A 15,512-nucleotide genomic window follows, 5' to 3' on the forward strand; every position below is an offset into this window, starting at 1 on the left:
AGCGCCTTCAAGAACACTTACCTTTTTGAAGCGTCTGTGATAGACTGTTTTTATTCCAACAATTATTTTCTGAATATCATGACTAAAATCATCGATTCATCAAACAATGGAAATTCTGTAAAAAAATCGAAGGTTTAGCTAAACAATAAATGAGGTGTTTGACTTTGAATAGAACCGACTTGCAAATGATTTATCCCGATGCTGAACATCACAGCTATCCATCTACAGATCAAGCCTATCTATCTGTCCCAGACTCAGATGGGTATCTTTGGATCACCAAAAATTCTCTATCAGAAAAAGAAATCGCTTTATTTACTTTTTTTACTGTTGAAGCATCCCCCTTTGAATTAAACGAGGAGCACCTTTGGTATCAAATCCTGTTCCATCAAAAACAGATCGAAGAAAAAGGGCGGTTTCGTATCATTCAAATCATGCTTCAAACATCGAAAAATTTCTTAGTCGATGCATGGAAGGAACATATCGAAGGTATTTTCTCAAACACGGTAGATTTCTTTTTTCTAACACCTCAGCTGGCGATTCTTGTAGAGAAACACGCAAAACATTCTCTAAACAAAGATGAACTGGAAGGAATCTTTCTGACCCTTGACGATGATTTTGAAACTGTCAGCCGCGTATTTGTCGGCGGGTTCCATGACAGCTCGGAAGCATTGGCTGTGCTTTTTGAAGAGGAGCAGGCGATCTTTAAAGAAGAAGGGAAACAAATCAAACGTAAGACAGTATTCGGCATTGCAGATGTGGCGCTCCACTATTTCACCAAGGATGCCCTTGCTAAAAGCAGCTTAACCCGCTCAATGAAGAATGCTTGGCGAATCGACGATGAAATGAGAGAAATCATTCAAGCCCTGTGGACCAATCAGGGAAACCTGAGCTCTACTGCGAAGGAATTGTTCATGCATCGAAACACGTTGCAGTATCGATTGGAGAAATTTCAGGAAAATACTGGTATGCAGCTGAAAAACACGGATGATCTTATCCTGTGCTATCTGCTGTTGAATCATTAAAATAGAGAATGGACAGAGCGCCCCCTAGCGAGGGTGTTCTGTCCATTCTCTATTAATATCTCAAAAAATACCGCTGCCTTGTTTCCTTCTCAGGTAGAAAGGATAAAACATTGTACGTTTAAGTGAAGGGGATAAAGGGACACTGTATCAGCACTTTGCCCATTTTCCTCTTGAATATTCGGCTTATTGCACAAGTATTTTTACTCTTTCGGCACTTTGACGAAATTTCAAAGTGTTTCTTGGGCAAAATACCATTGTTGAAAGATACCGCTTTCAGATATACTAAATTTATCAAAACAAGAGAAAAGAGGAAGACACTCATGGTAGAAATCGCTTTAAAAAACGTCCATAAAAAATATGATAATGCAGAAAGATATTCAGTAACAGACTTTAATTTAGATATCGCGGATCGTGAATTCATCGTATTCGTAGGACCATCTGGATGTGGTAAATCAACAACACTTCGTATGATCGCAGGTCTGGAAGATATTTCAGAAGGCGAATTGATCATCGGCGACAAAGTGATGAATGATGTAGCACCTAAAGACCGTGACATTGCAATGGTATTCCAGAACTACGCATTATATCCGCATATGACTGTATTCGACAATATGGCTTTCGGATTAAAGCTTCGTAAATACGACAAGGCTGAAATCAAAAAACGTGTAGAAAATGCTGCTGATATTCTTGGCCTGACAGAATACTTAAGTCGCAAACCGGCAGCACTTTCCGGTGGTCAGCGTCAGCGGGTTGCCTTGGGACGTGCCATCGTACGTGATGCAAAGGTCTTCTTGATGGATGAGCCTTTATCTAACTTGGATGCAAAATTGCGTGTTGCCATGCGTGCTGAAATCGCTAAATTGCACCGCCGTTTAGAAACAACAACAATCTACGTTACCCATGACCAAACAGAAGCAATGACTATGGCAGATAGAATCGTTATCATGAAGGACGGAATCGTTCAACAAATCGGTTCTCCTAAAGAAGTATACGACACACCGAAAAACATCTTTGTAGCAGGCTTTATCGGCTCTCCTGCAATGAACTTCTTCAATGTAACATTGAACAATGGTGTGATTACCGATGGAAAAGACTTGAACTTAAGACTTCCTGAAGGTCAAAATAAAATGCTGGTTCAAAAAGGCTACGAAGGCAAAGAAGTGGTATTCGGGATTCGTCCGGAAGATATCCACAGCGAGCCGATTGCTCTTGAAGCAGCACCTGAAACAGTTGTTCGTGCTGAAATCGTTGTATCTGAATTACTTGGAGCAGAAACAATGCTTTATACGAAGGTAGGCAATCATGAATTTGTTTCTAAAGTCGATGCACGTGAATTGCATACACCAGGTGAAACAATCAATTTAGCATTCAACCTGAATAAGAGTCATTTCTTCGACAAAGATTCAGAATTAGTTATCACATTACCTTAATCAACGGGTCCCCTAGACCTTCTTGCTTCGGCGGGAGGTCTTTTTTGATGGATAAAACGATCATTCTTCGGCACTCACTACTTTGTTGTCACGTATCTCAATCCCCATCACTGTTTCTGATTCTGACTAACGCAATTTCACTTCTGGAAATTGTGGAATCTAAAAAAAGAGTCAACAGACCTCCAACTAGGTGTTCTGCTAACTCTTATCTTTTGATTACTTATTCCCAAATCAATTGCCAGGTCACGCCATATTTATCTGTGACCCAAGCTACTTTCCGTAAATTCATAACAGGCTCCGGCCCCATCATGACGGTTCCTTCTGTAGAGAGACTGCCAAAAACAGCATCAAATTCCGATTCATCTTCACAATTTACATAAATCGACATTGCCCAGCTAAATGCCGGTGCATTCGCAGTATCCATATCCATAAATAATATTTCCTGTCCCTGAAGATCAAGGCTGCCATTTAAGACCTTACCAATCAGCTCCGGTGATGCATTAGGAACATTCTCATCATAGCGTACCAAGCGTGTGATTTTTGCGTTTGGAAAACTTGCTTCATAGAATTTCATTGCTTCTTCTGCTTTTTCCGGAAAGGTTAGGAAGGGAATGATTTTTGATTGTGCCATTCGTTACAGCTCCTTTGTCTAAGATAGCTTCATATTATCAGCTCTCTCAGATTCATACCAATTAACCGCTCCTTCAGCTTTTAATTGATTCTATATGATGATACACGGCACCAACCAAATTCGCATCATTACCAAAAGTACATGCTTCGATCCTGTAATCCATATCTGTCACACTTCTTTCCAGAAGTACTCTGTTCAGCTGTTTTTTGATTTGTTCCACCACTGATTGATTGGCAGAAATACCGCCGCCTAATACCACGAGCCCCGGGTCAAAGCAGACAAGCAAGTTATAAATCCCTGTTGCTACTGCCCGATAGAACTGCCCCGTAATTTCTTCTGCTAGAGGATCTCCTGCTTCAGCCAGTTCGAACAGTTCCTTTCCGTGAATACTTTTCTTCGTTAACTGATTGTATTTTCTGACTGCTTTAACAGAGCTGCCTAAATCACTTAGGGAAGCTGAATCATTCAAAAACATATAGCCGAATTCACCGCCGAAAAGATTCTGCCCCTTAAACAGCTTACGATTGATGATTACGGAACCGCCGACCCCTGTTCCAATCACAAAGAACAAGCAATGCTCAACATCCTTGGCTGTTCCTTGCCAAACCTCTGCCAATGCTGCACAATTCGCATCATTTTCCATTGTAACAGGCACAGAAAACAATGCCTCCAGCTCCTGTTGAATTGGAAAATGATGAATATAAGGAACGGCACTGACGCCTTGGATCTGTCCGATTTTTTCATTGACCAGTCCCGGTGCACTCAAGGCTATCCCTGTTATTTCATATGTCTTACTAAACTCTTTAAACACATCATCTAGAGCCTGCTTCATGCACTTCCAGCTTTTCGGAAGTGCAACAGCACATTGTCCAATCAAACGATCTGCTTCCCATAACCCATACTTTATCGCACTTCCACCAATATCAAAAGCTAAAATCCCCATAAACGTACCTCCCGCTATCTCCTGTTGACTGCTAAAAGCTGATGACAAAGCTCCTTCGTCTGACCATAAACCTGCTTGTAAATCCCATAAATTTCCCGATACGCCTGCACATTCTCAAGAATCGGCAGGTATTCTTTCTCATAGTCTACAAAGGCTTCGACACACTGTTCAATAGAATCAAACCAGTCCAGTCCCATCGCTGCAATCATTGCCGCCCCAAGTCCTGGTCCCTGCTCTGTTTTCAGCGTACGAATTTTTGTATTGAAGATATCTGCTTGGATTTGCAGCCAAAGGGCGCTTTTCGCTCCACCTCCAACTGAAATCACTTCTGTAAATTCTTTTCCGGCAATCTCCTGCATCAATTCCTGACTGTCCTTCAAAGAAAACGTGATTCCCTCTAATATAGCTCGGGTGAAATCAGCTCGTGTCTGTCCGGCATCCATACCAATAAAACTGCCGCGAATTTGACTGTCAACATGAGGTGTTCGTTCCCCCATGATATACGGAGTAAACAAGAGGCCATTACTTCCTGTTTTACTCCCCTGCGCTTCAACGATCAGCTGATCAAATGTTTCATCTGAAGCAAATGTTTCTTTATACCAAGTCAGGCTTTGTCCGGCTGCCAGCGTCACACCCATCGAATAATAACTATCCTTGATCACATGATTAAAATAATGCAGTTTTCCATGATACTGTTGTTCCTTCTGACCTTCATAGGATAGAAATACACCTGATGTCCCGATACTGCACATTGCACGATCTTCTTCAACAATCCCTGCACCCAGAGCCGCACAAGCATTATCTGCACCGCCAGCGAAGATTTGAACGATTCCTTCGATCCCCAGCTCTTCACAAATAATCGGTTGGATATTTCCCACGTGATCCATCGACTGAACCAACGGCGGCAGCATTTCTTCTGAGATACCAAAGCTCTCTGCGATTTCCATATCCCATTTCTCATCTGTTACATTCAGCAGTAAAGTTCCGGCAGCATCAGACAGCTCCATCTGTTGATTTCCTGTCAGCCAATAGGCTAGGTAGTCCTTCGGTAATAAGAAACGAGCTGATTTGCTCCAATTTTCCGGCTCATGCTCCTTTACCCAGAGCAGCTTAGGCAAAGTAAATCCTTCTAATGCAAGGTTCTTTGTTTTTGCTAACAGCTTCGCGCCAAGAGTCTCAGTAATTTCTCGACATTGTGCTGTTGTCCGCACATCATTCCACAGAATTGCATTCCGCAATGGCTGTCCGTCTTCATCTAATAAAACCAGACTATGCATTTGTCCGGAGATACTGATCCCTGCAAGCTCAGTTTTTAGTTGCGGCAGTTTGTTGATCAGCGTCGCCAATACCTTTTTCGTTCCTTCGATCCAGTCGGACGGCTTCTGCTCACTATATCCTTTATGAGGATGAAACAATGGATAATTTTCCGTTGCCTGCTCAATTACCGTCCCGCTCTTATCCAAGACAATCCCCTTCACTGATCCAGTTCCAAGATCGATCCCAATTACATAACTCATTTTTTCTCTCCTGTCTGCTTTTTATTCTTATCATCACAAAAGATGGAATACCGTTTATTTCGTTTTTTCCAAGGTCAAAGACGCAAAAAAATTCCCGTCATTAACGCTTTTCACTTGAGAATAAACAATGAGACGGAAGCAGCTTCTCCAACAATAAACCGAAATTTCGTCTTATCATTGAAGGCTTGATACTTCTGCCTCATCCTTTTTGTTCCAATCTTTCACTTATTTACAAAAGGAGGGGAAATAGCCGACAAGCAGCTATCTGAGTGATGGGTCAGATTGATGATGGACTACCTGTAATCATTCTGCGGCATATGCGTTCCGTAAAGTGTGAGGCATAATTCAACACTCACACATCCCGTGAAGAGCAAAACAGCTCCATTTCCCCTGCCGGTTCTTATCTTTTTTCTCCATTTGTTCGAATAACTTCTTGGTACCAATAGAAGCTGTCTTTTTTATACCGGGCTAAAGAGCCGTTTTGAGTTTCATCTTGATCTACATACACAAAACCATAACGCTTTTGATAGCCGTTCAGCCAGCTAAGCAGGTCTGTATAAGACCATGTGCAATAGCCTAAAACAGTGACTCCATCTGTGATAGCTTCTTGAATCGCATGAATATGCTGCTTCAGATAGTCGATCCGATAACCGTCATGGATTTCCTTCTCGTCTGTCAGCTGATCATACTCTCCTAAGCCGTTTTCAGTAATCAGTATCGGCATACGATAACGGCTAGTCAGGCGTCTCAGACCGATGCGCAGACCTTCCGGATCGATTTCCCAATCCCAGTTCGTCCGCTCAACAAATGGATTCTCCACACGCTTGAATACTCCAGGAGTACCGGATTCTTCTGTTGATCCCTTTTCTCCTGTCGTATTCATTTTTCCTAGCCCAACACCATCAAGCGGATTGAAAGCAACTGTATTGGTTTGATAATAATTAATACCGATAAAATCAGGTTTCCCCGCTTTCAGCAGCTCAATATCGCCAGCTTCGATCGTTGGTGCCAAGCCTTGTTCTTTAAGATATTTAAGTGCAGCAATCGGGTACTCCCCAAAGACATAAACATCCAACCAGAGATGCGCATTCAAATCCTCTGCATCCTCTGATGCCAGTACATTTTTCGGATCACTATTAAAGGAATAGTTCGGTCCGTAAGCAAAGCTTGGTCCAATCATTCCGGGGATATTCATGTCGTGGAACTTCTTAATCACCGCAGCATTTGCCAGATTCGCATAATGGTTTGCCTGATACATTCTTTTCGGATCTTGAACAGCTGGTGGATGGCTGGCCATCAAATAGCCGTGAGAAACAAAAATATTTTGTTCGTTCAAGCTGACCCAATACTTGACCTTTCCTTTGAAAGTTTCAAATAGAACCGTCGCATAATTGGTGAAATCTTCAACGATTTTTCTGGATTCCCACCCTTGGTATTCCTCTTGAAGTGCCTGAGGCAAGTCCCAATGGTACAACGTCAATACTGGTTCGATCTCATTTCTCAACAGCTCGTCGACAAGATCGATATAAAATTGAAGACCCGCTTGATTGACTTCGCCCCGACCATTTGGAAAAACTCTAGTCCAAGCCACAGAAAATCGATAAGCTTTCAATCCCTGCTCCTTCATCAGAGCAACATCTTCTTTATAACGATGGTAATGATCGACTGCTGTGTCGCCATTTGTTCCTTTAAAGGTTTTTCCCGGGATTCGAACGAACTCATCCCAGACTGAAACACCTTTCCCATCTTCATTCCAGCCGCCCTCTACTTGATAGGCAGCTGAGGCTGAACCCCATAAAAAATCCTTTGGAAATTGATCCAATTGTTTATGCTCCACTTGCTTGTCCTCCAATTTATTCTGAGATCAGGTCAATGGTCATTTTCGCCGCAGTCAGCTCTACTTCTTTCACTTGATTCTTCTCGTGGAAATACATCTGTGTGTTTCCAGTCAAGCCCTCCGCGTGTATCTGAAGCTGGCTTCCTTGACGTTCGACGATAAAGCTCCCTACAGCTTCTCCATTACTGTTCACAATTTCCTGACGGTGTGTTCCTTCAGATAATTGATAACAGTGAATCGCTGCTGAATCGGCATAATCGTAAACCACACTCATCTGTGTATTATGACCTGTCACTAAAATTGTATTCTCTTTTACCCAGACAGGCAAATGTAAATAGTCATGTGTTTCATTTATCCATTGTCCATTTTCAGAAACTTGGCGGTAATCATTGGTCAACAGCTGTGTCCAATTTCCTTCCGGAAGATAATAGTCCACCTCACCGGTTTCTGTAAATACAGGGGCGACCATCAATGAATCGCCTAAGAAATACTGCTTATCTACATAATAAGCATTTCGATCCTGTGTATACTCCATAAACAATGGCCGCATCATCGGCACACCGCTTTTCGCTGTATAAACAGCCTGCTGATACAGGTACGGCATCAATCGAAGCTTCAATTGCGTGAATGTTTTTGTTACATCAACAGCCTCTTCATCGTACAACCACGGCACACGATATTGGATATTCCCATGGTATCGGCTGTGAGTAGAAAGTAAACCGAACTGTGTCCAGCGCTTGTAGATATCTGCCGAAGCATTTTCTTCGAAGCCGCCAATGTCATGACTCCAGAAGCCGAAGCCCGACAACAGGAAGGATAAGCCGCCCCGCAATGTTTCTGTCATAGAAACATATTCAGAAAGATTATCTCCACCCCAATGAACTGGGAATTTCTGTGAGCCAACTGTTCCGGAACGAGCAAACAAAACGGCTTCATTTTTCCCTTTCTTCTCTTCTAACAGAGAGAAGACGGCTTCATTGTACAAGTAGCTGTAATAGTTATGGGCTTTTTGGGGATCAGAGCCGTCGAAATACACCGCATCTGTTGGAATCCGCTCACCAAAATCTGTTTTAAAGCTGTCTACACCTATGTCTAAAAGATCAGATAGATGACCTTGGTACCATTTCACAGCTTCCGGATTCGTGAAATCAACGATTCCCTGACCTGCTTGCCACATATCCCACTGCCAGACGTTCCCGTCCGCTTGTTTCAAGAAATACCCCTTTTGTTTTGCCTCTTCAAATAAGGGTGATTTCTGACCGATATACGGATTAATCCACACACAAACCTTGATCCCTTTATCATGGATACGCTGAATCATGCCTTTCGGATCTGGGAATAAATCATCATCCCACTTAAAGCTGCACCATTCAAATGCCTTCATCCAGAAGCAGTCAAAATGGAAGACCTCTAGAGGAATATCACGTTCCAGCATGCCGTCGATAAAGCTCATCACAGTTTTTTCACTGTAATCTGTTGTAAACGAAGTAGACAGCCATAAGCCAAATGACCACGCAGGCGGTAAAGAAGGCTTCCCTGTCAGATTCGTATATTTTTCCAGAATCTCTTTTGGTGATGGTCCATAAATAATGATATACTCAAGCGCTTCTCCTTCAACGCTAAACTGCACTCTCGATACATTTTCAGAAGCAACCTCAAAGGAGACTCTTTCAGGATGATTGACAAAAATACCATAACCGTTGCTACTCATATAAAACGGAATATTCTTATACGCCTGCTCACTACCGGTACCGCCATCTTCATTCCAAATATCAACACTTTGGCCGTTTTTGATGAATGGTGTAAAGCGTTCCCCCAAACCATAAATCAGCTCGTCGATGCCTAAAGACAGCTGTTCTCTCATGTAATGAGCACCATCAGCACGAACGATTTCTCCTTGTGCACCCAACTTGGATTCAGTCAGCAGCTTGTCATCGCCTAGAAAACGAAGCCGAAACTTATCATTAAGAATAGCCTCTGCTCGTAAGGCACCTGACTGGATCGATACCCTTTCTGCATTCTTTTCAATCGTTGGAGTATTTTCACTCGTTTCCAACTGAAAATTCGGACCCGGATTATTTTTTTCATGATGAACAATTTTTACAGAAATCATGTCTTCTTGAGGGCTGGTCAATGTGATTGTACTCATCCCCATATTCAGTGTGTCACCGCGCTGCTTAACAGCTTTGTAAGGCGCATATAAAGTGACACTGTCTTTGGTTTCCTGACTGGTAAAAACTTCCTTGGGCGACTGAATCGTATAGCCTTCTTTTGTCATCCAATATCCATCTGTAAATCTCATGTTGACCTCCTATTTTACGGCACCGTCTGAAATGCCTTTGATAATGTACTTTTGTAAGAACACGTAGAGAATAATGATTGGAATGATAGCAATGAATAATGCTGCCAAAGCCAAATGCCATTGCTTGGAGTACTGACCGAAGAAATAGAACATCTTCAGTGGAATCGTGTACATACCTTCTTTATTAATAACCAGAGACGGCAGTAAGTAGTCATTCCAGAACCAGATTGAGTTCAGCACGATCACTGTCACAGTTGTCGGCTTCAGTAAAGGCAGAATAATATGCCAGTAAATTTGAAATCTTGATGCACCATCAATTGTCGCGGCCTCATCAAGCGATTGCGGAATCCCCCGTAATGCACCGAAATAGAGGAAAATAGCCATACTGCTTGCCAAGCCTAAGTACATGATGACCAGCCCCGGACGATTCAGCATATTCGCCTTTCCGAAGGAGGAAACCAATGGAATCATGATCGCCTGAAATGGAATCAGAAGACCAATCGCTATGACAAAATACAAGCGGTCGCTAAGCTTGCTCTTATTTCTTGAAAGAGCGTAAGCAGCCATTGAGGTACAAATCACGATCACAAATAGTGATACTGCTGTAATAAGTACGGAGTTCATCGCACTTTTGAAGAAATCCAGCTTTTCAAATGCAACTGGATAATTCTCCAATGTAAACTGCTCCGGAATGTTCAAGGTATTTTTAAAAATCTCTGATTTTGTTTTGAATGAGTTGATAACAATCAAATAAAACGGATATAGCCAGACCAGCACCAGAAGCAGGCCCACAATCTTGATTCCCAATGCTTTTCTTTTCTTCTGCTTATTCATAGGTCGACCTCCCGTTTTCTGGTAATGCTGATCTGAACCACTGAAATAACCGCAATAATAACTAGGAAAATCACTGCTTTCGCCTGCGCATAGCCCATATTCCGAACTGCAAAGGCCTCATTAACGATATTCATTGCCACCATCTGCGTAGAGTCAAATGGTCCTCCGGCAGTCAAAGCCAGATTCTGATCATAGATTTTAAAAGCATTAGATAATGTCAGAAACAGGCTGACGGTAAATGCAGGTGCCAGCATCGGGAACTTGATTTTCCAAAACGTCTGCCAAGCTGTGGCACCATCGATCTCAGCTGCTTCTATCATTTCATCCGGGATATTGTTGATGAAAGAGATGTAGATGATCATGATATACCCGCTCATCTGCCAAACAAAGAGAATGATCAATCCCCAAAAGCCCGTACCCGTCGTCGAAAGCCAGCCTTTGAAAAACTCGATCCCTGTTGCATCACCGATTGCAGCAAAAGCTTTGATAAAGATAAACTGCCAGATAAACCCAAGAATGATCCCGCCGATCAGATTCGGCATGAAGAAGACCGTTCGGAAAACATTGTTCAGCTTATCTGCCTTCTGAGTGACCAGAAGCGCCAATCCCAGACCAATAATATTTACAAGAATGATAGCTACAACAGAGAACTTCGTCGTAAACCAAATACTGTTTAAAAAGCGCTCATCTTGAAACGCCCGAAGATAATTTTCCAAGCCTAAAAACTGATCGACCTTGATCCCATTCCAGTCGGTCAGCGAATAATAAGCACCTGTGAGCAATGGTATGAATAATACAACTATCATTCCAAGCAAACTAGGTGCTAGAAAAAGCCAAAAACTTTTTGACCGGTTATTCATTGATGTATCCCCCTCTCGATTATCACAATTCCCATTTTTTGACAAAGCAATTGGGAAAGAGCGAGACCTATTTTCCTTTTTCTCGCTCTCTATCATCCAGCTGCCTGCACTTATCCATGAAGCCAACCTTTGTTCTCAACTGTTTCTATCAAAAATTATTTTTAGTATGAAAACTATTTACGATCCTTTTCCCACTCTTCTTTACCGATCTTCATCAGATCATCCCAAGAAATATCACCATTCAGGTATTTCTGGAATTCAGGGTAAAATTGTGTTTGTGAGTACCCATCCGGATATTGATTGTGTACCCAAGGAACGGCTTTTCCATCTGAAACATAGTCAAAGATTGCTTCTGATGTTGAATCCTGTAAGCTCTCTGCTGAGAAGTTCGTATACGCAGGTATAAATTCCATCTCATCCGTGATAACCTTCATCGCTTCTTCATCTGTATACATCCATTCCAGAAAATCCTTACTTGCTTCAACAACCTCTTCATCTTTGTTCTTGTTCACACCCCAGTACCACGGTGCACCGGCAGCAATTTTCCCATCTGTTTCAGATGTTACATAAAGAGGAAGAATACCCAGTTTATTTTCAACAAAATCCGGATCTAAGCTGTTCAATGTTGGAATAATCCAGTTTCCCTGATGAATGATCGCTACTTGATCATTCGCGAAGTCTTCTTCAACAGACGTACTATAGTCAAGAGATAGGATTGGCTGAACGTTGTATTTATTGATCAAATCCGTATACTCTTTAAATTGATCACCATAAGTAAAGTCGATTGTCGGTGCGTCATAGACCTCCTGTAAATTGTTATCAAATTCAGGAGAAGTGAAATGTGAGCTGTACTGACTGACTACCCAAAATTCTTTTGCACTGAAGCCGAATACAGCCTTCATATCCAACTCATCTTTTTTACTGTCCAATGTTTTTACAGCCTTTTCGAAGTCACTGTAAGATGCAATAGCATCGACATCGACTCCAGCCTTTTCAAACAACTCTTTATTGATCAAGAAACCGTACCCTTCAATATTCATTGGCAGCCCGTAGACTTTTCCATCAGAGGTTGCACCATCTAGTGTTCCTTCGATTGCTGTAGAAGCAAGCTTTGTATCACTCAGGTCTGCCAAGCTGTCGCCCCACTTATCCACATCAGCCAGTCCGCCAAGAAGGAAAACACTTGGCTCGTCCCCTGAAGAAAACTTAGATTGCAGTGCTGCATTGGCATCTTGTCCGCCGCCGACAGTTGTTACATTGATCTTGACTCCTTCATGGCTCTCTTCATATTTCTTTGCCAAATCTTCCAACTGATCCTTTGTTTCTACCTTAATATTGAATACATCAACGGTAGTATCCGCACTCGAACCGGAACCACCAGATCCACAAGCACCTAACATCAATCCTGCTGCAGCTAAAACAACTGTTGAAAAAAGCATTCTTCCTCGTTTCATTCTTTTTCTCTCCTTTGCTTATACTAAATAGTCATTGAAACGTGACTTCACATACTCCAAGTGGCTAGACGTCATAACAATTTCATCGTGTTCAAGTGCATAAGCTGTCAATGTTTCCAAGTTCTCTTCACCAGCAACGATCTTACTGCCGATCCCTTCTGTATAAGAGCGATAGCGCTCCTCTTTCAGTTCGTCAAAGAACCGATCTTCCTTCAGCTTTGCAGCCGCTTTCAACCCTCTGGCAAATGTGTCCATTCCAGCAATATGTGCTAATAGTAAATCATCCATTTCAAAAGAAGAACGACGAACCTTCGAGTCAAAATTTATTCCTCCTGGTGCAATACCACCATTCTCAAGAATCTCATACATTGCCAATGCTGTATCGTAAATATTTGTTGGGAACTCATCTGTATCCCAGCCTAAAAGCATGTCGCCCTGATTGGCATCGATCGATCCCAGCGCATCATAACAACGGGCAACATTCAGTTCATGTTCAAATGTGTGGCCTGCCAAGGTCGCATGGTTGGCTTCCAGATTTAATTTAAAATCATTTTCCAGATCGTATTTTTGAATAAACGCCATTGTTGTTGCTGCATCAAAATCATATTGATGTTTTGTCGGTTCTTTTGGCTTCGGCTCGATCAAGAATTGAACCTTATGTCCAATCGATTCTGCGTAAGCAACGGCCATCTTGAATAATCTGGCAATGTTGTCCTGTTCAAACTTCATATCTGTATTCAATAGAGATTCATAGCCTTCACGACCGCCCCAGAATACATAGTTTTCGCCGCCTAATTTTTTACTGATATCCAAGCCTTTTTTGACCTGTGCGGCAGAATAGGCAAACACCTCCGCATTATTAGAAGAGGCAGCTCCATTGACAAAGCGCGGATGTGAAAACATGTTCGCTGTATTCCACAAAAGCTTGATACCTGTCTGATCCATTTTTTCTTTGATCAAATCAGTGATTTCATCGATATTTTTAAAGAATTCCTCTAAAGAGTCACCCTCTGGGGCAATGTCTACATCATGGAAACAAAAATATTCAACATCTAATTTCGTTAAAATTTCAAAAAATGCCTCTACTCTGTTTCTGGCTGTTTCCATCGGTGCTGCTGCTTCCCAATCACGCTGATTCGTCGGTTTTCCGAATGGATCTGAACCATCCTGAGTCATTGTATGCCAATAAGCTATTGCAAAGCGCAAATGCTCTTTCATTGTTTTCCCCATGACCATCTCTGCTGGATCATAATGACGAAAAGCAAACATATTTTTTGTCTCGGGTCCTTCATAGCGAACTTTTTCTACCTGTGGAAAGTAACTCATTATTAGATTCCTCCTATAAATGACTTGATTATAGTTAGTTAGTAAGTTAAACTAACTTACAAGAAGAATATTAATCCATTAAAAAGAAGTTGTCAAGCGCTTTCAAAAATTTTAATATAAACAGAGAGGTGAATCGATATGATTACAAATAAATATAAAATACGCGAACACAATGAAGCACAAGTCTTGAGAGGGATCATTGACCATAAGAATATTTCCAGAGCAGAGCTCTCTTCCCTAACTGGTTTAAACAAAGCTTCTGTCTCTTCCATCACTAAAGGTCTTCTTGATGACGGACTGATTTTTGAAACAGGCATCGGAGCAGCCAGTACACAAGGCGGCAGAAAGCCAATCATGCTTCAATTCAATCCTAAGGCTGCGGTTACCCTATCCTTTGATCTAGGTGTGAATTATTTAAAAGGAACCTTATCCTATCTGAATGGAGAAACAGTCCTTTATGTTGAAAAGAAACGAATCACTGTTTCAGCAGAAACTGCTTTGGATTTATTGGAAGAAACAATTCGAGCCATTCATGAGAAACATCCGGATCTTTGCAACACAATCATTGGAATGACCGTTGGTATCCATGGCGTTGTACATAATCACAAAATCATCTTTACGCCATACTATGATCTGGATACGATCGATCTTTATGCTGAGCTTTCACAACGGTTTGATTTTCCAATTTTCCTGGAAAATGAAGCAAACCTGGCAGCGTTAGGTGAATATACTTTTTCTAAGGATTCAGAAAGTCTTGTTAGCTTAAGCATTCACAGTGGAATCGGCGCAGGAATCGTTGATGCTGGTGTGGTTCAAAAAGGCAAGCATGGAACTGCCGGAGAAATCGGTCATTCTATCCTTTATCCAGCTGGAAAAACTTGTCCATGTGGAAACGATGGCTGTTTAGAGCAATATGCCTCTAATACTGTTTTATATCAAACAGTTGCTGAAAAAAAAGAGTTGGATTTTGTCGACAGCTCGGTCATAGAGACCTTGAAGGACGATCCAGTTGTCCGAGCAGAACTGGAAAACAATGCCTTTCTTCTTAGCGTAGGTATCAACAATATTGCCACCCTTTATGATCCAGAGGTCGTGATCATCAACAGCTCCGTTTATCGTAGAATACCAGCACTTCTGGCAATGATCCAAGAACATCTATCCAGCCGTTTTGCCCAAAACCTTCATGTACAAAGCAGTTCATTAGGCAATGAAGCCACTTTGTACGGAGGTATTGCCTTGTGCTGCCAAAACTTTTTGAATATCCGACAACTGAAGCTCCATTCTATTTATGACTAATATTCAACATGAAAAAGGAGTCCTCTCCAATTGAGAATGGCTCCTTTTTCATTTGTTCGA

Annotated in this window: 12 protein-coding genes; 3 read left to right on the forward strand and 9 right to left on the reverse strand. The window is 41.8% G+C overall.

The window, feature by feature from the left end:
- The first annotated feature begins 164 nt into the window (after positions 1-164).
- Both I6N96_RS06875 and I6N96_RS06880 read left to right on the forward strand, forming a co-directional pair.
- Positions 165-1,022: a helix-turn-helix domain-containing protein gene (locus I6N96_RS06875; RefSeq protein WP_209556826.1), complete on the forward strand. Its 858-nt coding sequence runs from the start codon at positions 165-167 to the stop codon at positions 1,020-1,022.
- 320 nt (positions 1,023-1,342) lie between these two features.
- The gene (locus tag I6N96_RS06880) at positions 1,343-2,452 is read left to right on the forward strand and encodes an ABC transporter ATP-binding protein (protein ID WP_209556827.1); all 1,110 of its coding nucleotides are present in this window, start codon (positions 1,343-1,345) and stop codon (positions 2,450-2,452) included.
- 220 nt (positions 2,453-2,672) lie between these two features.
- On the opposite strand, the gene I6N96_RS06885 is transcribed toward I6N96_RS06880, so the two are convergent.
- The 9 genes from I6N96_RS06885 to xylA all read right to left on the reverse strand — a co-directional run bounded on the left by I6N96_RS06885 (position 2,673) and on the right by xylA (position 14,156).
- Positions 2,673-3,083 (reverse strand): VOC family protein, encoded by a 411-nt coding sequence (locus I6N96_RS06885; protein ID WP_209556828.1) that lies wholly within the window; start codon positions 3,081-3,083, stop codon positions 2,673-2,675.
- Positions 3,084-3,156: 73 nt separating this feature from the next.
- Positions 3,157-4,026: an ROK family protein gene (locus I6N96_RS06890; RefSeq protein WP_209556829.1), complete on the reverse strand. Its 870-nt coding sequence runs from the start codon at positions 4,024-4,026 to the stop codon at positions 3,157-3,159.
- 14 nt (positions 4,027-4,040) lie between these two features.
- Positions 4,041-5,543, reverse strand: a complete 1,503-nt coding sequence (gene xylB / locus I6N96_RS06895) for a xylulokinase (RefSeq protein ID WP_209556830.1) — start codon at positions 5,541-5,543, stop codon at positions 4,041-4,043.
- Between the two features lie 400 nt (positions 5,544-5,943).
- Positions 5,944-7,380 (reverse strand): glycoside hydrolase family 1 protein, encoded by a 1,437-nt coding sequence (locus I6N96_RS06900; RefSeq protein ID WP_209556831.1) that lies wholly within the window; start codon positions 7,378-7,380, stop codon positions 5,944-5,946.
- 16 nt (positions 7,381-7,396) lie between these two features.
- Positions 7,397-9,682, reverse strand: a complete 2,286-nt coding sequence (gene yicI, locus I6N96_RS06905; RefSeq protein WP_209556832.1) for an alpha-xylosidase — start codon at positions 9,680-9,682, stop codon at positions 7,397-7,399.
- Positions 9,683-9,691: 9 nt separating this feature from the next.
- On the reverse strand, positions 9,692-10,516 hold the full coding sequence (locus I6N96_RS06910; protein WP_209556833.1) for a carbohydrate ABC transporter permease: 825 nt from the start codon (positions 10,514-10,516) through the stop codon (positions 9,692-9,694).
- Positions 10,513-11,376: a carbohydrate ABC transporter permease gene (locus I6N96_RS06915; RefSeq protein WP_202061403.1), complete on the reverse strand. Its 864-nt coding sequence runs from the start codon at positions 11,374-11,376 to the stop codon at positions 10,513-10,515. The genes I6N96_RS06910 and I6N96_RS06915 overlap by 4 nt, the downstream gene beginning before the upstream one ends.
- A 173-nt stretch (positions 11,377-11,549) precedes the next feature.
- Positions 11,550-12,830: an ABC transporter substrate-binding protein gene (locus I6N96_RS06920; RefSeq protein ID WP_209556834.1), complete on the reverse strand. Its 1,281-nt coding sequence runs from the start codon at positions 12,828-12,830 to the stop codon at positions 11,550-11,552.
- A gap of 18 nt (positions 12,831-12,848) precedes the next feature.
- Positions 12,849-14,156, reverse strand: coding sequence for a xylose isomerase (gene xylA, locus I6N96_RS06925; protein WP_209556835.1), 1,308 nt, complete (start codon positions 14,154-14,156; stop codon positions 12,849-12,851).
- Between the two features lie 138 nt (positions 14,157-14,294).
- On the opposite strand from xylA, the gene I6N96_RS06930 reads away from it, so the two are divergent.
- Positions 14,295-15,452 (forward strand): ROK family transcriptional regulator, encoded by a 1,158-nt coding sequence (locus tag I6N96_RS06930; RefSeq protein WP_209556836.1) that lies wholly within the window; start codon positions 14,295-14,297, stop codon positions 15,450-15,452.
- Positions 15,453-15,512: the final 60 nt, after the last annotated feature.

It is taken from the genome of Enterococcus larvae (assembly GCF_017830045.1).
Lineage (GTDB): Bacteria > Bacillota > Bacilli > Lactobacillales > Enterococcaceae > Enterococcus_L > Enterococcus_L larvae.